Origin of the sequence: Streptomyces sp. NPDC090442 (genome assembly GCF_044769405.1) — a bacterium.
GTDB lineage: Bacteria > Actinomycetota > Actinomycetes > Streptomycetales > Streptomycetaceae > Streptomyces.
The window spans coordinates 23,517-46,591 of sequence record NZ_JBIVXW010000016.1 but is presented as its reverse complement, the minus strand read 5'-3'; the positions used below and the strand labels follow the sequence as shown (position 1 = coordinate 46,591).

The window sequence follows — 23,075 nt, the reverse complement described above, 5'->3', positions numbered from 1 at the left end:
AGACCCCGCAGACAACACCACGGACACCCGCCGGCGGTCCCCGGCAGCCGCGGGTGTCACCAGGCATCCCTCAAGGAAACCCAGGAACCCATGCCCCTCGCCGTCCATCTGCTCGGCCTGGCGATCTTCGCCCAGGGCACCTCCGAGTTCATGCTCTCCGGCCTGCTCCCCAACATCGCCACCGACCTCGGCGTCTCCATCCCCGACGCCGGCCTCCTGGTCTCCGCGTTCGCCGTCGGCATGGTCCTCGGCGCCCCCGCGCTCGCCGTCGCCACCCTCCGCGTCCCGCGCCGCACCGCCCTCATCGCCTTCCAACTGGCCTTCGTCGCCGGCCATGTGATCGGCGCCCTCGCCCCCGGCTACGGCGTCCTGTTCGCCACCCGCGTCGTCAGCGCCGTCGCCTACGCCGGCTTCTGGGCCGTGGCCGCCGCCACCGCCGTCACCCTCGCCCCGCCCGAGGCCAGGGGCCGCGCGCTCTCCGTCGTCGGCACCGGCCTCACCCTCGCCACCGTCGTCGGCGTGCCCGCCGGCACGGTCCTCAGCCAACACGCCGGCTGGCGCGCCGCGTTCTGGGCGGTCGCCGGCCTCACCGTCCTCAGCGCGCTCTCCCTCCTCGCCGTCCTCCCCGCCACCCGCACCGCCCCCGCCGCCACCCCAACACCCGCCATCCGCACCGAGTTGACCGGCCTGGCCCGCCCCCGACTCTGGCTCTCCTACCTCATCACCGCACTGACCTTCGGCGCGGGTGTGGTCACCTTCAGCTACCTCGCCCCGCTCCTCACCGAGGTCACCGGACTGCCCGCCGCCTGGGTCCCGGTCGTCCTCTCCCTCTACGGCGTCGGCGGCCTCGTCGGCGTCACCGTCGGCGGCCGCTACGCCGACACCGCACCCCTGCGCACCCTCGCCCTGGGCGCCGCCGTCCTCACCCTCGCCTCCGCCGCCCTGGCCCTCACCGCCGCCCAACTCCCCGCCACCGTCGCCCTGGTCGTCGTCCTCGGCTTCACCGCCTACGTCACCAACCCGGTCCTCCAGTCCCGGGTCTTCCGCCTCGCCCCCGACGCCCCCACCCTCGTCCCCGCCGTCAACACCTCGGCCTTCAACGTCGGCATCACCCTCACCCCCATGCTCGGCGGCCTCACCATCAACGCCGGCCTCGGCCTCCCCTCCGTGGCCTGGGTAGGCGCCGTCACCGGCCTCCTCGCCCTCCTGGCCACCGCCTACGCCGCAACCCTCCAACGCCCCACCCGCATCCCACCCCCCACTTCCACGCCCCCCACCCCCACCCCGGTCGACGCCTAAGAGCCGCCCACCCACCCCCCAACCCTCCCCTCACCCACCTGTGTTGACGTCCCCCACCCCGTTCCGCCCCAGCTCCCGCACCCGAACCCGCACACCCCGCCGAACCCCCCACCGCGCCAACGCCCCGGCCTCCGCCTCCACCACGTGCCGGGCCCGCCACCGCGGACGCCCCAGCCGCCCGGGCCGCAGGGTGCACACGTCCACCACCACCAACTCCCGGTCCAGATACGCCACATCGATCGCGAACCGCATCCCGAACGTGTGCACCCCGCTCGCCGGCGTCAGCAACAACGCCCCCACGATCCCGTCCCGGCCCAACAGCCCCCGCGTCCGCGCCCGGTACGACGCCGCGACCTCCACCGGAACCTCGACGCCCGCGACCGCCAGAACCCCTCGCCCGTCCACCCAACTCCCCATGCCCGCCGTTGTATCAACCGCCGCGCCCTAGGGTCGACCCGTGTCCGTCACCCTGATAACCCTCGCCGCCGCCTACGGAGCCGCCACCGGACTCCTCCTCCCGCGCCCCGCCCACCGGCTCTCCGTGGCACCCGACGAGGACTGGCGCGCCCACTGCCCCGCCGGCCACGCCCTCACCGGCCCGGCCCGCGGCTGGCTGGGCCCCGCCCACTGCCCCAACTGCCGGGCCCCGTACGGCCCTTCCGTGCTCCTCACGGCCGCGGCCACCGCCCTCGCCTGCGCCGCCCTGGCCACCGCCACCGGCCCCCGCCCCGAACTGGCCGCCTGGCTCCTGCTCGCCCCGGTAGCCGTCCTCCTGGTCCTCGTCGACCGCCGGGTCCGACGCCTCCCCGACGTCCTCACCCTGCCCCTGGCCGCGACCGCCGCCACCACCCTCGGCGCCGTCGGCGCCCTCACCGACACCCCCGACGCCTGGCTACGCGCCCTTCTGGCCGGCCCGACCCTGGCCGCCTGCTACCTGCTGCCCTCCCTCCTCAATCCCGCCGCCCTCGGCCTCGGCGACGTCAAGCTGGCGCTCGGCCTGGGGATAGCCCTCGGGTGGTACGGCTGGCCCACCCTGATCACCGGCGGCGCCGCCGGCATCCTGCTCGGCGCCCTCTACGCGGCCTTCCTCCTCCTGGTCCGCCGCGTCGACCGCCGCACGACCATGCCCCTGGGCCCCTTCATGATCACCGGAGCCTTCTGCGCCCTCCTCCTGGCCGCTCCCGCGGCCCCCTGAAGCCCGCCACCCCACCCCGAGCCACGCCGGCAACCCCACGGTGCACGAACCACCCCTCCCGCGGGGTTATGGTGGAAGCCCCCCCCTCGGGCCGGTCCGTATCCCCCCCACGGACCGGCCCGCTTTTCTTCCCCCTCCCACGCTGCGGCCCCACCGGCTGTCGGCCACCCACGAGGCCGGACCCAGAAGCGACGCGCCGTGGCGGACAGCCCCTCCGGCCTCCACCCACCGAACAGATCCCGCGAGACGCAAGCCCCCACCGGCCGGAAGCGGAAACCGGGGCGACCCCGGCCGAGGCCGCCCCGGCGCTCGCTCAGCCCCGGCGGGTGCGGAGGCAGGTCAGCGGCGAGCCCAGATGTTCACGCCCTCGGTGGTTCGGGCGAGGGCGTCGAGCTCGGTCAGTTCGGCGTCGGTGATCGGGGGCGCGTCGAGGGCGGCGATGTTGGCCTCCAACTGGGCGACGCTGCTGGCGCCGATCAGGGCGGAGGTCATCCGGGGGTCGCGCAGGACCCAGTTCAGGGCGAGCTGGGCGAGCGACTGACCGCGGCGGGCCGCGATGTCGTTGAGGCCGCGGAGACGCCGGAGGACCTCGTCGGTGAGGAGGCCCGGGTCGAGGGACTTGCCCTGGGCGGCGCGGGAGTCCTGGGGGATGCCGTTGAGGTACTTGTCCGTGAGCATGCCCTGGGCGAGCGGGGCGAAGGCGATGCAGCCCATGCCCTCGTCGGCGAGCACGTCCAGCAGGCCGTCGTCCTCGATCCAACGGTTGATCATGGAGTAGGACGGCTGGTGGATCAGGGGGCGGATGCCCATCCCGCGCAGGATGCGCACCGCCTCGCGGGTCTGCTCCGCGTTGTAGGAGGAGACTCCGACGTAGAGCGCCTTGCCCTGTTGGACGGCGGACGCCAGGGCGCCCATCGTCTCCTCCAGCGGGGTGTCGGGATCGAAGCGGTGCGAGTAGAAGATATCGACGTAATCGACACCCATCCGCAGCAAGGAGGCGTCCAGCGACGAGAGCAGATATTTCCGGGAGCCCCATTCGCCGTAAGGGCCGGGGTGCATCAGATATCCGGCTTTTGTCGAGAGAATCAGCTCGTCGCGGTAGCCGCGGAAGTCCTGGGCGAAGATCTTTCCGAAGTTCAGCTCGGCGGACCCGGGCGGCGGGCCGTAGTTGTTGGCCAGATCGAAGTGGGTGACGCCCAGGTCGAGGGCGCGACGCAGAATGGCCCGCTGCGAGCTGAGGGTGCGATCGTCCCCGAAGTTGTGCCAGAGTCCGAGGGAGATGGCGGGGAGTTTGAGGCCGCTGCGGCCGGTGCGCCGGTACTCCATGGACGCATAGCGGGAATCCGCGGCGCGGTAGTCAGTGCCAGTGGTCATGAAGCTCTCCCTATCACGTACTTGTGACACACCGATTGGGCTGCTGAGACAGCCGAGAAGTAAAGTTGCCCCCTTAGGCGACGGGGCGATGGCCATCGGCACGGAGGGGCTGGACCACACATGCTGCGATCTTCCGGGATGCGCATCCCATATCCGCCGGCGCTGCGCGATCTCGTCTACCGGCTGTACGCACGCCGGGTGGAGGGTCGCCTGGACCACACCCAGGTGCCCAAGCACATCGGCGTCATCCTCGACGGCAACCGGCGCTGGGCCCGGGCCGACGGACTGTCGACCGAGCAGGGGCACCTGGCGGGCGCGGCCAAGATCGACGAACTGCTGGGCTGGTGCGCGGAGACCGGCGTGGAGGTCGTCACACTCTGGCTGCTGTCGACCGACAACCTCGACCGCCCGGAGTCCGAGCTGACCCCGCTGCTGGGGATCATCGAGAACACCGTGCGCAACCTCGCCGCGGACGGCCGCTGGCGGGTGCACCACGTCGGCAACCGCGACCTGCTGCCCGACGCGACCCAGCGGGTGCTCAAGGAGTCCGAGCAGGACACCCTCGACAACAAGGGCGTCCTCGTCAACGTCGCGATCGGCTACGGCGGTCGGCAGGAGATCGCGGACGCGGTGCGGTCGCTGCTGCTGGAGCACGCCGAACGCGGCACCAGCTTCGAGGAGCTGGCCGAGATCGTCGACATCGACCTGATCTCGGAGCACCTTTACACCCGCGGCCAGCCCGACCCGGACCTGGTGATCCGCACCAGCGGTGAGCAGCGGCTGTCGGGCTTCATGCTCTGGCAGAGCGCTCATTCGGAGTACTACTTCTGCGAGGTCTTCTGGCCGGCGTTCCGGAAGGTCGACTTCCTGCGGGCGCTGCGCGACTACGCGGCGCGCCATCGGCGCTTCGGCTTCTAGCGCCTCATTCCGGGCGATGGGGGCGGATTCCGGCTTCCGGTTTCCAGCCCCGTTCCGGCCCGGTTTCCGACCTCGATCTACGGGGCGCCCGAGGCCCGGCCCAACCCCGACTCCGGCCCCATCCTCGGGACGGCGCATGGGACTTGAAGTCCCGAGACCGATACCGGAAGGTCGAGTTCCGGCCAAGTCGAAGGGTGTGATCCGGTCATCTTTCGGGGCGGGTTCCGGCCACGGGTGGGCGGGGCGCGATGGCCTGGTAATCGTCGGGATTGTGGCGCGGTGCGCGCCCTCCGGATGCTGACGGCGCCTTTCCTGACGCCCTCTCCATGAGTTGTCCGCCCGGGGTGCCTCCGGGCGCCGCGCCGGCGCCCGTTGCGTGGGTCGTCCGCCTTTTCGCCGGTCAGCGGGTACCCGTAACCAAAGGTTCATCGAGCGTGTGTCATATGCCGTGGCATGGGGGCGGGGGTTGGAGGGAATATCCCTGGCAGGTCGGTGCCCGGAACGAACAAGCCATGGGCGCCGGTTCTCAGCGGACGGCATGGGGTCGTCCGCCCGGGAGGCCCTTTGCGCATCACGGACGATCGTGCGTACCGCACGGACGACGCGGAGGGCCGGCGTTCGGCCCGCGCAGCGCGGCCTGAACCCGGTCCTGTCCCCGGCGACGTCGTCGCACCCCGACCTCATCCGAGGGGGTTCGTCCACCCGTGGTGAACAGCAAGAAGCGCCGTGAGAGCGACCGGCGCACCTATGTCCTCGACACCAGCGTCCTGTTGGCGGATCCGGCTGCCATGTCCCGCTTCGACGAGCACGAGGTGGTGCTCCCGGTCGTCGTGGTCACGGAGCTGGAGGCCAAGCGGCACCATCCCGAACTCGGGTACTTCGCGCGGCAGGCGCTGCGCCGGCTGGACGCGTACCGGGTGGAGTACGGGCGCTTGGACGCCCCTCTCCCCATCGGGGAGCTCGGCGGGACACTCCGGGTCGAGCTCAACCACTCCGACCCGGGACTGCTGCCCGCCGCCTTCCTGAACGGGCACAGCCGGCTCGGCGACAACGACTCGCGGATCCTCGCGGTCGCCCGCAACCTCCAGGCCGAGGGGTACGACGTCACGGTCGTCTCCAAGGACCTGCCGATGCGCATCAAGGCGTCCTCGGTGGGGCTGGTGGCCGAGGAGTACCGCGCCGAGCTGGCGATCACCGACTCCGGCTGGACCGGCATGGCCGAACTCGCCCTGCCCGCCGAGCAGGTGGACGACCTGTTCGCCGCCGAGACCGCGCACATCGCGGGAGCGGAGGAACTGCCCGTCCATACCGGGCTGGTGCTCCAGTCCGAGCGCGGCAAGGCGCTGGGCCGGGTCACCCCGGAGGGCGGCGTCCGGCTGGTGCGCGGCGACCGGGAGGCGTTCGGGATCCACGGCCGCAGCGCCGAGCAGCGGATCGCGCTGGACCTGCTGCTCGACCCGGAGGTCGGCATCGTCTCGCTGGGCGGCCGGGCCGGAACGGGCAAGTCGGCGCTGGCGCTGTGCGCGGGCCTGGAGGCGGTGTTGGAGCGCCGTCAGCACAGCAAGGTGATGGTGTTCCGGCCGCTGTACGCGGTCGGCGGGCAGGAGCTGGGCTATCTGCCGGGCACCGAGGCGGAGAAGATGAGCCCCTGGGCGCAGGCCGTCTTCGACACGTTGTCCGCGGTGACGACCAAGGACGTCATCGAGGAGGTGGTGTCCCGCGGGATGTTGGAGGTGCTGCCGCTGACCCACATCCGCGGCCGGTCGCTGCACGACGCGTTCGTGATCGTGGACGAGGCCCAGTCGCTGGAGCGGAACGTGCTGTTGACCGTGTTGTCCCGGATCGGGGCCAACTCCCGGGTGGTGCTGACCCATGACGTCGCGCAGCGCGACAACCTCCGGGTCGGGCGGTACGACGGAGTGGTCGCCGTGGTCGAGAAGTTGAAGGGGCATCCGCTCTTCGCCCACGTCACGCTCAACCGCTCCGAGCGGTCGCCGATCGCCGCGCTGGTGACCGAAATGCTGGAGGACGGCAGGATCTGACCGGTTGTGAAACGGCGCGCCGCCCGGCGAAGCGAAGGAGCTTAGCCGGGCGGCGCTCGTGTGCGCTCGGATATCCGGAAATCCCCAGCAGCGAACGAGGTGTGAGCTTTCACACCCGGTAGGGAATTGCTTCCCGGCGTGCCGTTCGGGCAGAGTCTGGGTCCTGTCAGGCCCCGCATACGGCCCAGACACGCCCTCCGGGGCGCATGGATGACCCGAACTTCATAGCGAGTTGCCGTATGCCGCCCGAGCATCACGCGGACCCCCGAGGGGGACCCACCGGGCCAGTGCCTCCCGTGACCAGCCGGCGCCACCCGCTCAACAGGGGCCGGAACAAGGGGAGGCCAGCGCCAGGGGCACGATTGCGTCCGCGAGGTCACCTATGCGGGCGATGCTGGAAGGAAAGCGTGTGAGCCGGATCTCGGTCCGGGGATTCGCAGTGGCGTCCGCCACCGCGGTCACCACCGTCGGCGCCGTGGTCGGCGTCGCATCGGGCAGCCAGGCAGCGGTCAACAACACCGAGGCCACGGCAGCCGACGCGACGATCGCCGACATCCCCGCGGGCCAGCAGGCCCAGGTGCAGACGGCGTCGCTGACGCAGCAGGCAGACTCGGCGTCCACCCAGGCGGACACGGCGGCACTCAAGTCCGCGCAGGAGTCGGCCCGTAAGGCAGCCGCGGAGACCGCGCAGAGCAAGAAGGACGCCGCGGACAAGGCGAAGGCGGAGAAGGAGGCCAAGGAGCGCGAGAAGGCGCAGGCCGTCTCCCGTTCGGTCGTCCGCGATGCCACGGACTTCGTCGCCAAGGCTTCCTACACCGTCGCCGAGACCCAGGCGATGGCCCGCCAGATGATCGCGTCCGACCAGTTCCAGTGCTTCAGCAACATCGTGACGCGGGAGTCCGGTTGGAACTACCGCGCCACCAACGCCGGCTCCGGCGCCTACGGACTGGTGCAGGCCCTGCCGGGCTCGAAGATGTCCTCCGCGGGCTCCGACTGGCAGACCAACCCGGCCACCCAGATCAAGTGGGGCCTGAACTACATGAACAGCCGGTACGGCAGCCCCTGCGGTGCCTGGTCGTTCTGGCAGGCCAACAGCTGGTACTAGGCCGTCCCCGGGCCGTACCCCAGCGCCGAGAAACCCCCGAACGCGACGCGTCGGGGGTTTCGCGCGTCCGGGCCCAGGTAACGTCGTGACGTCAGATTGCGGTAGGGGCGGGGAAGAGGAAGCGACATGTCCAGATTGCCTCAGTGGGTCGGCGGCCTGGGCGCCGGCCTGACGCGGCTCTCGCAGCGGTTGGAGGAACAGCGCCGCCGCGCGGAGGCCGCGGCGGAGGCCGCCGAGCGGGAAGAGCTCGGGTACGCCGGGCACGTGGACCGGGACGTACTGCGCACCCCGGTGGCCGGCGCCTCGGCGGAGCACTCCGCGAGCGGTGACGCCCCGGGCGGGCGCACCACGACGGCCACGTGGCCGCCGGACGCGGCGCCGCCCGCGCCCGCCGCGCCCCCCAAGCCTCCCGCGGCCCCCATGACCGTTGTGGACGACGTCGACGGCGGGCGTGCGGGCGGCGGCGACGGGGTGCCGCGGCGGGAGGCGGAGGAGCCGGTGCCGGCCCCCGCCGCCGTCCGGTCGCCGGGTGCGGTCCCCGCACCGCCCGCCTACGCGCCGGCCGTTGCCGCCCGCCCGGACCCGGTGGCCGCGGTGCCCTGGGGCGTGCGGGTCGCGGCCGAGGCCGGCTGGCGACTGCTGGTGCTTGCCGGAACCGTCTGGGTGCTGGCGAAGGCGATCACCGCCGTCTCGTTGGTGGTGCTGTCCTTCGTCGCCGCGCTGCTGATCACGGCGCTGCTCCAGCCCACCGTGGCGTGGCTGCGCCGGCGCAACGTGCCGCGCGGGCTGGCCAGCGCGCTGACGTTCATCGCCGGCTTCGTGGTGATGGGCCTGGTCGGCTGGTTCGTCGTGTGGCAGGTCCAGGGCAACATCGACTCGGTGTCCAGCCGCATCCAGGAGGGCATCACCGAGCTCAAGGGCTGGCTGTTGAAGAGCCCGTTCCATGTGACCGAGAGCCAGATCAACCACATCGCCAAGAACCTCCAGGACGCGGTCGGTGCCAACACCGAGGCCATAACGTCCGCCGGGTTGGAGGGCGTCACGGTCGTCCTGGAGATGTTCACCGGCATCGTGCTGGCGATGTTCACCACGCTGTTCCTGCTCTACGACGGCCGGCGCATCTGGGAGTGGTTCCTCAAGCTGGTCCCGGCCGAGGCCCGTCCGGGGGTGGCCGGCGCCGGGCCGCGCGCCTGGCGGACGCTGACCGCGTACATCCGCGGCACGGTTCTGGTCGCCCTGATCGACGCCTTCTTCATCGGCATCGGGCTCTACTTCCTCGACGTGCCGCTGGCCGTCCCGCTCGCCGTCTTCGTCTTCCTCTTCGCCTTCATCCCGCTGATCGGCGCGGTGGTCTCGGGCGCGCTGGCGTGCGTGGTCGCGCTGGTCGCGGGGCACGACGGGGTCTTCACGGCGCTGTTGGTGCTGGCGGTGGTGCTGGCGGTGAACCAGATCGAGAGCCATGTGCTCCAGCCGTTCATCCTCGGCCGGGCGGTCCGGGTGCATCCGCTGGCGGTGATCCTCTCGGTCGCCGCGGGCAGCCTGATCGCCGGCATCGGCGGCGCGGTGGTGGCCGTCCCGCTGGTGGCCGTCACCAACACCGTCGTCGGCTATCTGCGGGCGTACTCGCAGGAGCAGGCGCTGCGGATGACGGTGCCGCCGCGCGGTGCGACCGCGATGGCGGTGGCCCCGACCCCGCCGCCGCGGCATCCCGAACACCCCTCGGACGACTAGGAGTCGACCCGAGGGGCCACGGCCCACGGCCCCCTGCACAAGACCCCCGCGGACACGAGGTCCGCGGGGGTCTTTGCGTCAGACGACCGGACGCCGGACGGCGCCCGCCTCGGCCGGCCTACGCGACGAGGGTCACTCGGCGAGGGCCGCCTCGGAGTCCAGGGTGGCGCCGACGGCCTGCAGGACGGCCGCGATCTTGACGGCCTCCTGGATCGTCTCGCGCTCGACACCGGCCTTGCGCAGCACCTGCTCGTGCGAGTCCAGGCACATGCCGCAGCCGTTGATGGCGGAGACGGCGAGCGACCACAGCTCGAAGTCGACCTTGTCCACGCCGGGGTTGCCGATGACGTTCATCCGCAGACCGGCGCGCAGGTTGCCGTACTCCGGGTCGGAGAGCAGGTGGCGCGTCCGGTAGAAGACGTTGTTCATCGCCATGATGGCGGCGGCCGACTTGGCGGCGGTGTACGCCTCGGCGGAGAGGTTGGCCTTCGCCTCCGGCTCCAGCTCGCGCAGCACCTTCGGCGAGCGCGAGGCGATCGCGCAGGCGAGCACCGTGCCCCAGAGCTGCTGCTGCGGCAGGTCCGAGTTGCCGATCACCGAACCGAGGTTCAGCTTCAGGTCCTTGGCGTAGTCCGGAACCGCGGACTTCAGGTCATCGAGGGACATGGGTGTCACTCACCAGCCAGCAGGGCGACCGGGTCCAGGGTGTCCTCGCCCTTGCTCCAGTTGCAGGGGCACAGCTCGTCGGTCTGCAGGGCGTCCAGGACCCGCAGGACCTCCTTGGGGTTACGGCCGACGGAGCCGGCGGTCACCATGGTGAACTGGATCTCGTTGTTCTGGTCGACGATGAAGACGGCGCGCTGCGCGAAGCCGTCCTCGCCCTCGATGCCCAGGGCGCGCATCAGCTCGTGCTTGGAGTCGGCCAGCATCGGGAAGGGCAGGTCGGTCAGGTCCGGGTGGTCCTTGCGCCAGGCGTGGTGCACGAACTCGGAGTCGCCGGAGAAGCCGAGGACCTGGGCGTCACGGTCGGCGAACTCGTCGTTCAGCTTGCCGAAGGCCGCGATCTCGGTCGGGCACACGAAGGTGAAGTCCTTGGGCCACGCGAAGACGATCTTCCACTTGCCCTCGTAGGTCTTGTGGTTGATCTGCTCGAACTCCGCGCCCTTCTCCAGCGAGACGCAGGCGGTCAGGTCGAACTCGGGGAACTTGTCACCGACAGTGAGCACGCGCTCTCCTTGTTGCAAGAAAGTCCCCTACGGGGTCTTTCTGGTCTTTCCTTGAGGCTTGGACGGGATCCACAGTGCCATAGGAGGCATTGATCAGGGAAATAGTTAGACTTGTGAATGTTGATCGGAGGTGGTTATCAGTGGCTTCTCCTGCGAGCCCCGGCGGACGGACCCGTCAGCCCAGCCTGGCCCAGCTGAGGGCCTTCGTCGCGGTCGCCGAGCACCTCCACTTCCGGGAGGCGGCGGCTGAGATCGGCATGAGCCAGCCCGCGCTCTCCGGCGCCGTCGCCGCGCTGGAGGAGACCCTGGGCGTGCAGCTCCTGGAGCGTACGACCCGCAAGGTGCTGCTCTCGCCGGCGGGGGAGCGGGTGGCGGCGCGCGCCCGTACGGTGCTGGACGCGGTCGGTGCGCTGCTGGAGGAGGCGGAGGCGGCCCGCGCGCCCTTCACCGGCGTGCTCCGGCTCGGCGTCATCCCCACCGTCGCCCCGTATCTGCTCCCCACCGTCCTGCGGCTGGTCCACGACACCTATCCCGACCTCGACCTCCAGGTCCACGAGGAGCAGACCGCCTCGCTCTTGGACGGCCTGGCGCACGGCCGGCTCGATCTGCTGCTGCTCGCGGTGCCGCTCGGCGCTCCCCAGGTCACCGAAATCCCCTTGTTCGACGAGGACTTCGTGCTGGTCGCGCCCCAGGACCACTGGCTCGGCGGCCGCGGCGACATCCCGCGCGCGGCGCTGAAGGAGCTCGATCTGCTGCTGCTGGACGAGGGGCACTGCCTGCGCGATCAGGCGCTGGACGTCTGCCGGGAGGCGGGCCGGGACGAGAACGCGCCGGTGACGACGAGCGCGGCCGGGCTCTCCACGCTGGTGCAGTTGGTGGCCGGCGGGCTGGGCGTAACGCTCCTGCCGCGTACGGCACTTCGGGTCGAGACCGCCCGCAACGACCTGCTGACGACGGGCTACTTCGCGGATCCGGCGCCCGCCCGGCGGATCGCCCTGGCGATGCGCAGCGGCTCGGCCCGACAGCCCGAATTCGAGGAGTTCGCAGGGGCGTTGCGGGGGGCCATGCGGGGGTTGCCGGTGCGGGTTGTGAGCGCTTGACGCCCTTACGGGTGGGCGGCTTCGAGGACCGCTGTGACGTCGAGTGTGACGTCGGCGTCGCCGGGGAGAGTGGCTTGCTCGCCCGGGGCGTAGCGGCGGTGTTGGCCGTGTTCGTTGGCGAGGGGGTTTTGCAGGACTCCTAGTGGCTGGTGTCGAGGGCCGTCATCGTAGGCAGAGGCGGCCGGTTCCGTCCCGTACGGGCAAGTTCATTCGATGGGCGACAGTCACTCCGTCCGCAACCCCTCCGGCCGCATCATGCGCCACAGGGGCGGCAGGCTCAGCGCGGTGACGAAGAGGATGACGGCGCCGCCGATGCCGACCATGCCGGCGACCACCGGCCAGTCGACGACCACCCCGGAGCCGATGATGCTGAGCAGCAGCGAGCCCAGGGACAGGCCGCAGGCGAGCGCCAGGCCCAGGCCGAGGGCGACCGGGAGGGCGGTCTGCCACAGCACGGACCAGCCGAGGGTGGCGCGGCGGGTGCCGTACGCGTCGAGGGTGGAGAGCAGCCGGCGGCGCTCGTAGAGCTGCTCGACGGTGGAGATGATCAGGCCCGCGCCGATCAGGAACAGGGTGACCACGGCGCCGATGAAGAGCGCGTTGCGGATGCCGTCGTACTGCCGGTCGTGCGGGTTGTCGAAGGAGGAGCCCTCGTACATCGTCGGGTTGATCCGGACCCCGGCGTTGCGGATGTGCTCGATCACGTCGGGGACGGTGCGGTCGAAGCGGACGACGATCTGCATGTTCGGTTTGACGAACTGGGCCGGGGAGAGGGCCGAGGGGGTCAGCAGGAGGTCGTAGAAGATGGGGCGGCCGTCGTTGACCGGGAGGAGCTTGGCGGCACGGGCGTCCGTCGGGACCGTCCAGGGGCTGGGGGTATGGCGCTGATCGTCGTCACTGCGCCGCTGGTTGAGGTCGAGGGTGGTGCCGGGGGCGGGGCCGCTCTCCTTGAGGGAGGCGCGCGCGTTGGCGTCGGTGAGGAAGACGTCGCCGTCCCGGCAGGACGGCAGCGCGGCCAGCTTGCGCAGCTCGGCGCAGTTGCCGACGGCGATGTTGGCGGGGAGGTCGCGGCTGGGGTCGTGGCCCGGAGTGGGCATCCGGCCGGCGTTGATGTCGATGACGCCGCGGGCGGCGGTGACCCCGGGGGTGGCGCGCAGCGCCGCGAGCGCCCGTTCGGTCTGAGGCCAGTTCTGGGCGCTGCCCCAGAAGCTGATCTGCGGCAGCCGCCCGGACTTGGCGTAGGCGGCGGCGAACCCGCCCTGCATGCCGGTCATCAGCATGTGGATGGCGATGGCTCCGGCCAGCGCCACGGTGATACCGCTGACCGCGCGGGTCGCCGGGCCGCTGCTGAGCTGGAGGCGGCGGACGGCCAACTGCCAGGGCACCGGGCCGCCGCGCAGCAGGCCGACGACCCGGTCGACCAGCCACGGCAGCAGCGCCGTGACGCCGAACAGCAGCAGCGTCGCGCCGACGGCCAACTGGGCGGTGTCCAACGGATCGTCGACCGGGCCCGGTTGGACGGCCATCGGGACCAGCAGCCCCGCGCCGACGAGCGGCAGCGCGACCCGCCACCACAGCCGGCGGCGGACCGGCGGGCGGTGGCGGACGATGCCCAGCGGTTCGACGGTGACGCCGCGCTGGGCGACGAGGGTGATCAGCACCGCGCAGGTCGGCACGGCGACGGCGATCAGCCCGGCGGCCAGCGGCGCGGGGGTGACGTCCGCGGGGAAGACGTTGATGTCCCACAGGGTGATGGCCGGGGCGAGTTGGCGGCCGGCGAGGAACAGCGCGGTGCCGCCCACCAGCCCCAGCAGCGAGCCGAGCAGCGCCTCGCCGGAGGCGATCCGGCGGGTGGTGCGGACGTCGGCGCCGACCAGGCGGAGGGCGGCCAGCCGGCGCTCCCGGCGTTCGTTGCCGAAGCGGACGGAGGTGCCGAGGAAGACCATCACCGGGGTCAGCAACGCCACGCAGGTCATGATCACCAGGACCAGGCCGGGCGCCGTCAGCGGCTGTGACTCCCAGTTCTTGCCGAAGTGGTCGATGCGGTAGCCGTCGGGTTCGCGGAGGGTGTCGCTGCCCGCGACGAAGGTCAGTTCCCGCGGGCCCTTGAGGCCCTCGTCGCCGATCACGCCGGCGATGCGGTAGGTGCTCAGGCGTTCGGCCAGCAGCGCGTTGCCGGGGTCGGCCAGCATCTCCTTCAGGGCCGGGGAGACCAGCATCCGGCCCGGTCCGGGGAGGCGGTCCATGCCGGGCAGCACCGGTGGGTGCGCGCCGTCCGGGCGGACCAGCCGGCCGCGGATCGCGGTGCCGTGGAAGGTGGTGTCCGCCGAGCTGTAGAGGACGGTGCGGTCGCTGCGCGCCGGTGAGTGCGCCTGGCCGAGGTTCTCGCGGGCCTTCTCCCGGCCGTGCCAGGCGTTCATCAGGGTCGGTGCGGAGGCGCTGCACAGCAGTACCGCCACGCCGAGCGCGACCCCGGCGGCGGTCAGGGCGGTGCGGATCCAGCCCTCCCGGCCGCCGCCGACCGCGAAGCGCATGCCCATGGCGAGATCGCGGGCCCAGGTGAGCGGGCCGGAGCGGGTGGTGGTGGGCACGCCAGCGATCCGCGTGCCGTCGGTGCCGGTCCGCGGGTGGAGCAGGGTCATACGGGGCCCGCCAGGTCCTTCACCCGGCCGTCGCGGACGACGATCTCCCGGTCGGAGTAGGCGGCGACCCGGGCCTCGTGGGTGACCAGCACCACGGCCGCGTTGGTGTCCCGGGCGGCGTCGGTGAGCAGACCCATGACGCGCTCGCCGTTGAGGGAGTCCAGGGCGCCGGTGGGCTCGTCGGCGAAGAGCACGCGGGGGGTGGTGGCGAGCGCGCGGGCGACCGCGACCCGCTGGCCCTGGCCGCCGGAGATCTCGCCGGGCCGCTGCCGGTCCACGCCCTCGACCTCCAGGCGTTCCAGCCAGTGGCGGGCCTGGCGTTCGGCCTCCTTGCGCTTGGTGCCGTTGAGGCGGAGCGGCAGGGCGACGTTCTCCAGGCAGGTCAACTCCGGTACGAGTTGGCCGAATTGGAAGACGAAGCCGAAGTCGGTGCGGCGCAGGGCGCTGCGCTGGGCGTCGCCGAGGTCGGTGAGGGTGTGCGGGCCGTAGCGGACGGTGCCGGAGTCCGGGCGGACGATGCCGGCGAGGCAGTGCAGCAGGGTCGACTTGCCGGAGCCGGAGGGGCCCATGACGGCGACGACCTCGCCGGGGTGGACGGAGAAGTCCACGCCGTCGAGCGCGGGCGTCGGCCCGTACGCCTTGCTGAGGCCCTCCGCGGCGAGCAGGGATCCCTCGGGCGTCATCTGACCGCCTCGGCCAGCTTGTCCAGTCGGGCGGCGGTCAGCTCCAGCCAGCGCAGGTCCGCCTCCAGGTGGAACAGCGCGTGGTCGCAGATCAGTTGGTCGGCGAGGTCGCCGGAGCGCTTGCGCTCGGTCAGGCCGCGCATCAGCCGCAGGTGCTCGGTGCGCTGGGTGTCGAGCAGTTCGGCCGCGTCCCGCTCGGTCAGCAGGGCCAGCACGACCTTGGTGTAGAGGGTCGACTGGAGGTACGGCTCGGGCTTCTCCGGTCGGGCCAACCACTGGGCGACGTCGGTGATCCCGGCGTCGGTGATGGCGTACCGCTTGCGCTCCGGGCCGGCCCCGGCCTCCACGCCGTCGACCTCGACCAGACCGTGCTTGAGCAGCCGGGACATGGTCGAGTAGACCTGCCCGTAGTGCAGCGGGCGGTCCTGCCCGAAGTGCTCGTCGAAGGCCCGCTTGAGGTCGTAGCCATGGCGGGGGCCGGACTCCAGAAGGCCCAGCAGCGTATGACCGATTGACATGCGGACCACCTTACTCGGGGGTGTATCGCTGGTGTATACGCACGAGGTATACCTCGGCGGGGAGGGACGGGGCGAGGGCCGGTGGACGGCGGTGCGGGGCGGCCGGCCGGATCGTCGCCGGCGGCCGCCCCGCACCGGGGGCGCTCACTCCGTGCGCAGCCCGTCGGGCCGCATCATCCGCCACAGCGGCGGCAGGCTGAGCGCCGTCACCAGCAGGACCAGCGCCGCCCCGGTGGCGACCGGCGCCCAGAGCACCGACCAGTCGAACGTGGTCTTCCCGGCCATCCGCAGCAGCGACAGGCCCAGCCCGCAGCCGCCGGCCAGCGCCAGGGCCAGCCCCAGGAGCACCGGGACCGCGGTCTGCCACAGCACCGACCAGGCCAGGGTGGCCCGCCGGGTGCCGAAGGCGACCAGGACGGACAGCAGCCGCCGGCGCTCGCGCAACTGCTCCAGCATCGTCACCAGCATGCTGGCGGCGATCAGCACCAGGGTCGCGGTGGAGGCGACCAGCAGCCAGGTGCGCACGCTGGTGAAGTGCGAGTCGCGCTCGACGTTCTGCAGCTCGTGGAGGGCCATCACCGGGTTGATCCGGGCCGCGGTGTTCCGGACGTGTTCGACGGCGTCCGGGACGGTCGGGTCGATCTTGAGTTGGACGAAGCCCCGCGGGTCCTCCAGCAGCTTGGCGTCCAGGGCGCCGGGGGTGACGAAGAGGCCGAAGGAGGACCGGCCCATCGCGTCCGTGCGGGAGTCGACCGTGCGGGCCGTCTTCGGGACGGTCCACAGTCGGGGCGCGACCGGCGGCCCCTGCTCGTTGTGCACGACGAGGTCCACCGTGGCGCCGGGCCGGGCGGTCTGGGTGAGGTAGTCGGTGTCGACCTGGCCGGTGTGGTCCCGGACGACGAAGACGTCGCCGTCCTCGCAGGAGCCCAGGCGGGCCATCTCGCCCAGGCTGGCGCAGTCGCCGTAGACGAGCTGGGTGATCGGGACGAACGGCTCGCCCTTGCGCTGCGGGCCGGGCCGGGACGCGTTGGTGTTGATGGTGGCGACGACGCCGCGGACGCCCTCGGTCTCCTTGAACAGCTTCTGCGCCGTGCGGATGGTGCCGATGTCGTGCGCGGGCAGCGACGCCTCCAACTGCGCCCGCGTCGGGTCCTGGCCGGTGATCTTCATGAAGTCGCCCTGCACGGCGGAGAAGAGCAGTTGGAGCGCGATCGCGCCGGCGACCGCGACGGTGATCCCGCTCACCGAGCGGGCGGCCGCGCCGGAGCTGAGCTGGAGCCGCCGCACCGCGAGCTGCCAGGGCACCGTCCCGCGCCGCAGGCGACCCACCACCGCGTCCACGGCCCAGGGCAGCATCAGCGTCACCCCGAGCAGGAACACCGCGGCGCCGCCGGCGACGAGGTACGGATTGACGCCGCTGCCGGGGCCGTTGAGCCTGCCGTTGGCGATCAGCAGCGCCACGCCGGCCAGCAGGAACGGCAGCCGCCACCACACCCGGCGCCGGCGGGCCGCGCCGCTGCGGACGACGCCCAGCGGCTCGATGGTCACCCGGCGCAGCGACAGCAGCGTGACGAGGACGGCGGCCAGCGGCACCGCGAGCGCGATCAGCGCGGTCAGCCACGGGGCCGGGGTCAGGTCGGAGGGGAAGGCGGAGACGTCCCAGACGGTGATCCCGGAGGCCAGTTGCCGGGCGCCCAGGAACAGTCCGGCCCCCACCAACAGGCCGCAGAGCGCCCCGAAGAGCGCCTCACCGGCCGCGGTTCGCCGGGTCATCCGGGCGTCCGCGCCGATCAGCCGCAGGGCGGCCAGCCGGCGGTCGCGCTGCTCCCCGCCGAACCGGACCGCGGTGCCGATGAAGATCGCCACCGGCATCAGCAGCACCACGAACGCCACGATGATCAGCGCCAGCAGCTTGGGGTCCAGCGGGTCGCTGGTGGAACGGGTGCCGAAGCCGGGGACCCGGTGGCCGCCGTTGACCTCGGTCAGGGTGTCGCTGCCGGCGTAGAAGGTGAGGTCGGCGGGGCCGACCAGGCCGCTCTGCGCGATCAGGCCGACGTCCTTGTACGGCAGCCGCTCGCGCAGCAGTGCGCCCTCCGGCGAGCGCAGCAGCGCGCGCAGCGCGGGGGAGACCACCATCTCGCCGGGCTCGGGCAGGGCGGCCACCCCCGGCGGGGCGGGCGCCTTCGGGCCGTCCGGGCGCAGGAGTTCGCCCTTGACGGCCCGGGTCCGGTACGTCGTGTGCACGTCGCCGACGAGCAGCGTGGACGCGCCCGGCCGCATGGTCCGTTCGGCGTCGGCCGGGGCCTGGGCCTCCCGGCGCTCGCTCCGCTCGGCGGCGATGGTCGGGATGGACGCCGCGGTGAGCAGCAGCGTCACACCCAGCCCCACGCCGACCGCGGTCAGCAGGGTGCGGATCCAGCCCTCGCGCCCGCCGCCGACCGCGAAGCGCATGCCCATGACGAGGTCCCGGGCCCAGGTGCGCGGCCCGCCCCCGGCGTTCGCCGTGTGGGTGCTCATGCCGCGCCCGCCATCTCCCGCGCGATGCCGTCCCGCACCACGACCTCGCGGTCGGCGTACGCGGCGACCCGGGCCTCGTGGGTGACCAGCACCACGGCCGCGTTGCTCTCCCGCGCGGCATCGGTCAACAGGCCCATGACCCGCTCGCCGTTGAGGGAGTCCAGTGCGCCGGTGGGCTCGTCGGCGAAGACCACCCGCGGCCGACCGGCGAGCGCGCGGGCCACCGCGACCCGCTGGCCCTGCCCGCCGGAGACCTCCCCGGGCCGCTTGCCCGCGACGCCTTCCACCTCCAGGCGCTCCAACCAGTGGTGGGCCTGGCGTTCGGCCTCCTTGCGCTTGGTGCCGTTGAGGCGGAGCGGCAGGGCGACGTTCTCCAGGCAGGTCAACTCCGGTACGAGTTGGCCGAATTGGAAGACGAAGCCGAAGTCGGTGCGGCGCAGGGCGCTGCGCCGGCCGTCGCTGAGGTCGGTCAGGGTGTGCGAGCCGTAGCGCACCGACCCGGAGTCGGGACGGATGATCCCGGCGAGGCAGTGCAGCAGGGTCGACTTCCCGGACCCGGAGGGGCCCATGACGGCGACGACCTCGCCGGAGTGGATGGAGAAGTCCGCGCCGTCGAGCGCGGGCGTCGGCCCGTACGCCTTGTGCAGCGCACGGGCTTCGAGCAGGGAACCGGCCGGGGTCATACGTGGGCCTCCGGAAGTGCGAACAGGGCATGACGAGGACCGACGCGTTCAGGGCAGCGCCGGCCCACGGGCATGCCTCGCACTCTACATGAGGTGTATACGCGCTATGTATAGACGCGGTGTTGAGCCCCTCCCGGAACCGTGTGGCGCCGCGCGGTGCCGTTCGCCGTCACGCGCCGCCCCCGTCCCGCTCCTCCTCCGGCTCTCGGCGCTTGGGTGGGCGGCCGCGGCGGGGGAGGCCGCCGGTGCCGCGGGGGAGGCGGCCGGCGTCGCCCAGGGCCTTGCGGAGCAGGAACTCGATCTGGGCGTTGGCGCTGCGGAGTTCGTCGTCGGCCCAGCGGGTGAGGGCGTCGTGGATCAGCGGATCCAGCCGCAGCAGCACCTGCTTGCGCTGCTGCGGCCGGCGGGCGGGGGGCCGTTCGCGCTCGGCGTCGGGCCCCTCGGTGGCGTCCGTGCTCACTGGTACAGCGAGCCCGTGTTCAGCACCGGCTGGGCGGCGCGGTCGCCGCACAGCACCACCATCAGATTGCTGACCATGGCGGCCTTGCGCTCCTCGTCCAGTTCGACGATGCCCTGCTCGTTGATGCGCTCCAGGGCCGACTCGACCATGCCCACCGCGCCCTCGACGATCTGCTGGCGGGCCGCGACGACCGCGCCGGCCTGCTGCCGCTGGAGCATCGCGGAGGCGATCTCCGGTGCGTAGGCGAGGTGGCTGAAGCGGGTCTCGATGATCTGCACGCCGGCGGCCTGGACGCGGGCGGTCAGCTCCACGGCCAGCTTCTCGGTGATCTCCTCGGCGTTGCCGCGCAGCGAGAGGCCGCCCTCGTCGTGGGCGTCGTAGGGGTACTCGATGGCGATGTGCCGGACCGCGGCCTCGGTCTGGGTGGCGACGAACTCCAGGAAGTCGTCGACCTCGAAGAGCGCCTGGGCGGTGTCCTCGACCTTCCAGACGACGATCGCGGCCAGCTCGATCGGGTTGCCGTACGCGTCGTTGACCTTGAGGACCGAGGTCTCGTGGTTGCGGACCCGGGTGGAGATCTTGCGGGCCGAGGTGAGCGGGTTGACCCACCGCAGGCCGTCGGTGCGGATGGTGCCGACGTACCGGCCGAAGAGCTGGATCACCCGGGCCTCGCCCGGCGCCACCATCTTCACGCCGGTCATGCAGAAGAACGAGCCAACAGTCAGCAGGATCCCGACGATCACCAGCGGGGCGGCGGCCGCGCCGTTGCCCTTGTTGCCCAGGATCCCGCCGACGGTGATCACGACGATGCCGAGGGCGACGCCCAGGACGGTCAGCAGCAGGGCCAGTCCGCCCGGGATGCTGTGCGCGGCCCGCTCGCGGACCTGCGGCTCGGGCATCTCCGGGGCGTCCCCGGCACCGTGCGGAGCGGGTGTCGTAGCGGTCATGTGGTCCCCGTTTCTCTTTCGACGGCGCGCGCCGCGGTGCGTGATGTGCACCGCAGTGCGTGCTTACGCTGCTCTAGCAAAGTGATAGCACTTTAACCTGCTGGCCTGCTGCGGTCCAGGGGGCCGCGGCTACTTCCCGGACGGTTGCGCTCGATTCCCGTGCTCTTTGTCACGTAGGGAAAAGCCTTGATCGATGAGTATTTGTTGTCAGATGCGGTGTTAGCTTCAACCGCTGAGTTATGCCGGGGGCGGAACGACTGGAGTTGCACGAGCGATGGGCCGAGCTGACGCGAGGCGGGCGGCGCAGAGCAGTGCCCGCCGGGCCGGAAAGAACGAGAAGAAGTCCGGCATACGCCGGCTCTTCACCTGGAAGAAGATCCTCGGCGCCTTCCTGGGCGTGTGCCTGCTGGGCATTCTGGGCTTCATCGGGCTGTACCTCTACGTGGGCGTCCCCGCCGGCAACAAGACCGCCCAGCTCCAGAGCAACGTCTTCAAGTACGCGGACGGCTCGGTCATGGCGCGGGCCGGCCAGATCAACCGCGAGACCGTCCCGCTCAGCAAGATCCCCAAGCCCGTCCAGCACACCTTCGTCGCCGCCGAGAACAAGACCTTCTACCAGGACTCCGGCGTCGACCTGAAGGGCACCCTGCGCGGCGTCATCAACACCCTGAGCGGCAAGGGCAAGCAGGGTGGTTCGACGATCACCCAGCAGTACGTCAAGAACTACTACCTGAGCCAAGAGCAGACGATCTCCCGCAAGCTCCAGGAGATCGTCATATCCCTCAAGGTGGACCAGAAGTTCTCCAAGGACGACATCCTCGCCGGCTACATCAACACCAGCTACTACGGCCGCGGCGCCTACGGCATCCAGGCCGCCGCCCAGGCGTACTACGGCGTGGACTCCGACAAGCTCACCGTCTCGCAGGGCGCCTACCTGGCCTCGCTGCTGCAGGCGCCCAACCAGTACGACTGGGCCATCGCCTCCGACGCCGGCAAGCAGCGCGTCCAGGAGCGTTGGGCGTACACGCTCAACAACATGGTCGAGATGAAGTGGCTCAGCCCGGAGGAGCGCGCCCAGCAGAAGTTCGACGTGCCCAAGCCGCCCAAGCCGCTGCCCGGCCTGACTGGCCAGGCCAGCTACATCGTCGACGCGGCCAAGAAGGAGCTCTTCGCCCAGGGCGTCGACCCGGGCGAGTTCGAGGCCGGCGGCTGGACCGTCACCCTCGGCATCGAGAAGGACCGGCAGAAGGACCTTGAGGCGTCGGTCAAGCGGAGGCTCCTCGACGACCTGAAGCCCGACCAGCGCTCGGTGGACCGCGACGCCCAGCTCGGCGCGGCCTCGGTGGACCCCAAGACCGGCCACGTCGTGGCGATGTACGGCGGCGCGGGTTACCCGAAGCACTACACCAACAACGCGACCCGCTCCGACTACCAGGCGGCCTCCACCTTCAAGCCGCTGGTCCTGGCCTCGGCGCTGCAGAACGGCGCGCAGACCCAGAACGGCGTCCCGATCACCCCGAACACGATCTACGACGGCGCCAACCGCCGCCCGGTCGTCGGCGGGACCAAGCCGTTCGCCCCGCCGAACGAGGACGAGCAGCCCTACGGCAAGATCAGCGTCCAGACGGCGACCAACAACTCCGTCAACGCCGTCTTCGCGCAGATGGGCGCCGACGTCGGCCTGGACCAGGTCAAGCAGACCGCGGTCCAACTCGGCCTGAACGTCCCCAAGTCCGAGGTGCAGCCCGCCATGGCCCTGGGCACCATGGGCGCCAGCCCGCTCCAGATGGCGGGCGCCTACGCCACCCTCGACAACCACGGCACCAAGGTCACCCCGACCATGGTCGTCAAGGCGGTGCACACCCAGAACGGCGTCGACAAGGAGGTCCCGCTCAAGGACCCGATCGGCGACGAGGTCCTCTCGCGCAAGACCGCCGACACCGTCACCTCCGTCCTGACCGGCGTGGTCGACGACGGCACCGCGTCGAGCGCGGTGAAGAACGCCTCCTACAAGGCGGCGGGCAAGACCGGCACCTCCGACGACAACAAGTCGGCCTGGTTCGTGGGCTACACGCCCAAGCTGGTCACCGCGGTCGGCATGTTCGGTGAGTCGCCCAGCGGCGGCAAGCAGGTCACCCTGAAGGGCACCGGAGGCGGCGGCCGGGTCAACGGCGGCGGCTACCCGGCGCGGGTGTGGGCGGACTACACCCAGTCCGCGATCGGCGACAGCGGCGGCGGCGACTTCGACCTGGAGACCAACATGGGCGCCGCGGTGCCGCCGCCCGTGCCCCCGACGCCGACCCACTCCGCGACGTCCACCCCGACCACGACCCCGACGCCGACCCACTCGCCGACGTCCACCCCGACCCCGGGCGGCTCCCCGTCGGACACCGCCGGCACCGGCCGCCCGAGCGGCCGGCCCACCCCGACCGACAGCGGCTCCGGCCCGCCGAACGGCGGCACCGGCGGCAACCCGGGCGGTAACACCGGCACCGGTGGCAACACCGGTACGGGCGGCAACAACGGCAACCCGGGCGGCACCACCAGTACCGGCGGCAACGGTCTGCCGGACCTCGGCAACTGACCCGCCCGGTCCCCGTCAGCATCGCGGCCCGCACCCCCAAGGGGTGCGGGC

The 23,075-nt window shown here is 71.9% G+C and carries 19 protein-coding genes; 8 read left to right on the top strand and 11 right to left on the bottom strand.

What is annotated here, in order from left to right; translation table 11 throughout:
• Positions 1-90 precede the first annotated feature (90 nt).
• A complete protein-coding gene (locus ACIQU6_RS13935) occupies positions 91-1,299 on the top strand; it encodes a Cmx/CmrA family chloramphenicol efflux MFS transporter (RefSeq protein WP_403481839.1) in 1,209 nt (402 codons plus the stop codon).
• 30 nt (positions 1,300-1,329) lie between these two features.
• Here the strand turns inward: ACIQU6_RS13935 and ACIQU6_RS13930 are convergent, their stop codons facing one another.
• Positions 1,330-1,716, bottom strand: a complete 387-nt coding sequence (locus tag ACIQU6_RS13930) for a DUF192 domain-containing protein (protein WP_403481838.1) — start codon at positions 1,714-1,716, stop codon at positions 1,330-1,332.
• A gap of 40 nt (positions 1,717-1,756) precedes the next feature.
• Between ACIQU6_RS13930 and ACIQU6_RS13925 the strand changes: the two genes are divergently transcribed.
• A complete protein-coding gene (locus ACIQU6_RS13925) occupies positions 1,757-2,494 on the top strand; it encodes a prepilin peptidase (protein ID WP_403481837.1) in 738 nt (245 codons plus the stop codon).
• Positions 2,495-2,833: 339 nt separating this feature from the next.
• Here ACIQU6_RS13925 and mgrA read toward each other — a convergent pair whose 3' ends face one another.
• Complete coding sequence (mgrA, locus tag ACIQU6_RS13920) at positions 2,834-3,868, bottom strand: L-glyceraldehyde 3-phosphate reductase (RefSeq protein ID WP_403481836.1); 1,035 nt, start codon at positions 3,866-3,868, stop codon at positions 2,834-2,836.
• Positions 3,869-4,006: 138 nt separating this feature from the next.
• On the opposite strand from mgrA, the gene ACIQU6_RS13915 reads away from it, so the two are divergent.
• From ACIQU6_RS13915 to ACIQU6_RS13900, 4 genes are all read left to right on the top strand, one after another.
• Entirely contained in the window at positions 4,007-4,786 is a 780-nt protein-coding gene (locus ACIQU6_RS13915; RefSeq protein WP_403481835.1) for an isoprenyl transferase, read from the top strand.
• Positions 4,787-5,490: 704 nt separating this feature from the next.
• The gene (locus ACIQU6_RS13910) at positions 5,491-6,828 is read left to right on the top strand and encodes a PhoH family protein (RefSeq protein WP_376564548.1); all 1,338 of its coding nucleotides are present in this window, start codon (positions 5,491-5,493) and stop codon (positions 6,826-6,828) included.
• Between the two features lie 409 nt (positions 6,829-7,237).
• Positions 7,238-7,933 carry a transglycosylase SLT domain-containing protein gene (locus ACIQU6_RS13905; protein WP_403481834.1) on the top strand — a complete coding sequence of 232 codons (696 nt, stop codon included), beginning with the start codon at positions 7,238-7,240 and terminating at the stop codon, positions 7,931-7,933.
• 126 nt (positions 7,934-8,059) lie between these two features.
• Positions 8,060-9,664 (top strand): AI-2E family transporter, encoded by a 1,605-nt coding sequence (locus tag ACIQU6_RS13900; protein WP_403481833.1) that lies wholly within the window; start codon positions 8,060-8,062, stop codon positions 9,662-9,664.
• Between the two features lie 132 nt (positions 9,665-9,796).
• On the opposite strand, the gene ACIQU6_RS13895 is transcribed toward ACIQU6_RS13900, so the two are convergent.
• Entirely contained in the window at positions 9,797-10,330 is a 534-nt protein-coding gene (locus ACIQU6_RS13895) for an alkyl hydroperoxide reductase (protein ID WP_383420386.1), read from the bottom strand.
• Positions 10,331-10,335: 5 nt separating this feature from the next.
• A complete protein-coding gene (locus ACIQU6_RS13890; protein WP_274913583.1) occupies positions 10,336-10,890 on the bottom strand; it encodes a peroxiredoxin in 555 nt (184 codons plus the stop codon).
• Positions 10,891-11,030: 140 nt separating this feature from the next.
• Here ACIQU6_RS13890 and ACIQU6_RS13885 point away from each other — a divergent pair, with 140 nt between their 5' ends.
• Entirely contained in the window at positions 11,031-11,990 is a 960-nt protein-coding gene (locus ACIQU6_RS13885; protein ID WP_403481832.1) for a LysR substrate-binding domain-containing protein, read from the top strand.
• A gap of 224 nt (positions 11,991-12,214) precedes the next feature.
• On the opposite strand, the gene ACIQU6_RS13880 is transcribed toward ACIQU6_RS13885, so the two are convergent.
• From ACIQU6_RS13880 to ACIQU6_RS13850, 7 genes are all read right to left on the bottom strand, one after another.
• Positions 12,215-14,632 carry an FtsX-like permease family protein gene (locus tag ACIQU6_RS13880; RefSeq protein ID WP_403481831.1) on the bottom strand — a complete coding sequence of 806 codons (2,418 nt, stop codon included), beginning with the start codon at positions 14,630-14,632 and terminating at the stop codon, positions 12,215-12,217.
• Positions 14,629-15,315 (bottom strand): ABC transporter ATP-binding protein, encoded by a 687-nt coding sequence (locus tag ACIQU6_RS13875; protein ID WP_403481830.1) that lies wholly within the window; start codon positions 15,313-15,315, stop codon positions 14,629-14,631. The genes ACIQU6_RS13880 and ACIQU6_RS13875 overlap by 4 nt, the downstream gene beginning before the upstream one ends.
• On the bottom strand, positions 15,312-15,833 hold the full coding sequence (locus tag ACIQU6_RS13870; RefSeq protein ID WP_403481829.1) for a PadR family transcriptional regulator: 522 nt from the start codon (positions 15,831-15,833) through the stop codon (positions 15,312-15,314). The genes ACIQU6_RS13875 and ACIQU6_RS13870 overlap by 4 nt, the downstream gene beginning before the upstream one ends.
• A gap of 144 nt (positions 15,834-15,977) precedes the next feature.
• Positions 15,978-18,350: an FtsX-like permease family protein gene (locus ACIQU6_RS13865; protein ID WP_403481828.1), complete on the bottom strand. Its 2,373-nt coding sequence runs from the start codon at positions 18,348-18,350 to the stop codon at positions 15,978-15,980.
• Positions 18,347-19,033: an ABC transporter ATP-binding protein gene (locus tag ACIQU6_RS13860; RefSeq protein WP_403481827.1), complete on the bottom strand. Its 687-nt coding sequence runs from the start codon at positions 19,031-19,033 to the stop codon at positions 18,347-18,349. Before ACIQU6_RS13860 ends, ACIQU6_RS13865 begins: the two co-directional genes overlap by 4 nt.
• Positions 19,034-19,202: 169 nt before the next feature.
• On the bottom strand, positions 19,203-19,493 hold the full coding sequence (locus ACIQU6_RS13855; protein WP_403481826.1) for a hypothetical protein: 291 nt from the start codon (positions 19,491-19,493) through the stop codon (positions 19,203-19,205).
• Positions 19,490-20,440: an SPFH domain-containing protein gene (locus ACIQU6_RS13850; protein ID WP_403481825.1), complete on the bottom strand. Its 951-nt coding sequence runs from the start codon at positions 20,438-20,440 to the stop codon at positions 19,490-19,492. Before ACIQU6_RS13850 ends, ACIQU6_RS13855 begins: the two co-directional genes overlap by 4 nt.
• Before the next feature lie 274 nt (positions 20,441-20,714).
• Between ACIQU6_RS13850 and ACIQU6_RS13845 the strand changes: the two genes are divergently transcribed.
• A complete protein-coding gene (locus ACIQU6_RS13845; protein WP_403481824.1) occupies positions 20,715-23,024 on the top strand; it encodes a transglycosylase domain-containing protein in 2,310 nt (769 codons plus the stop codon).
• Positions 23,025-23,075: the final 51 nt, after the last annotated feature.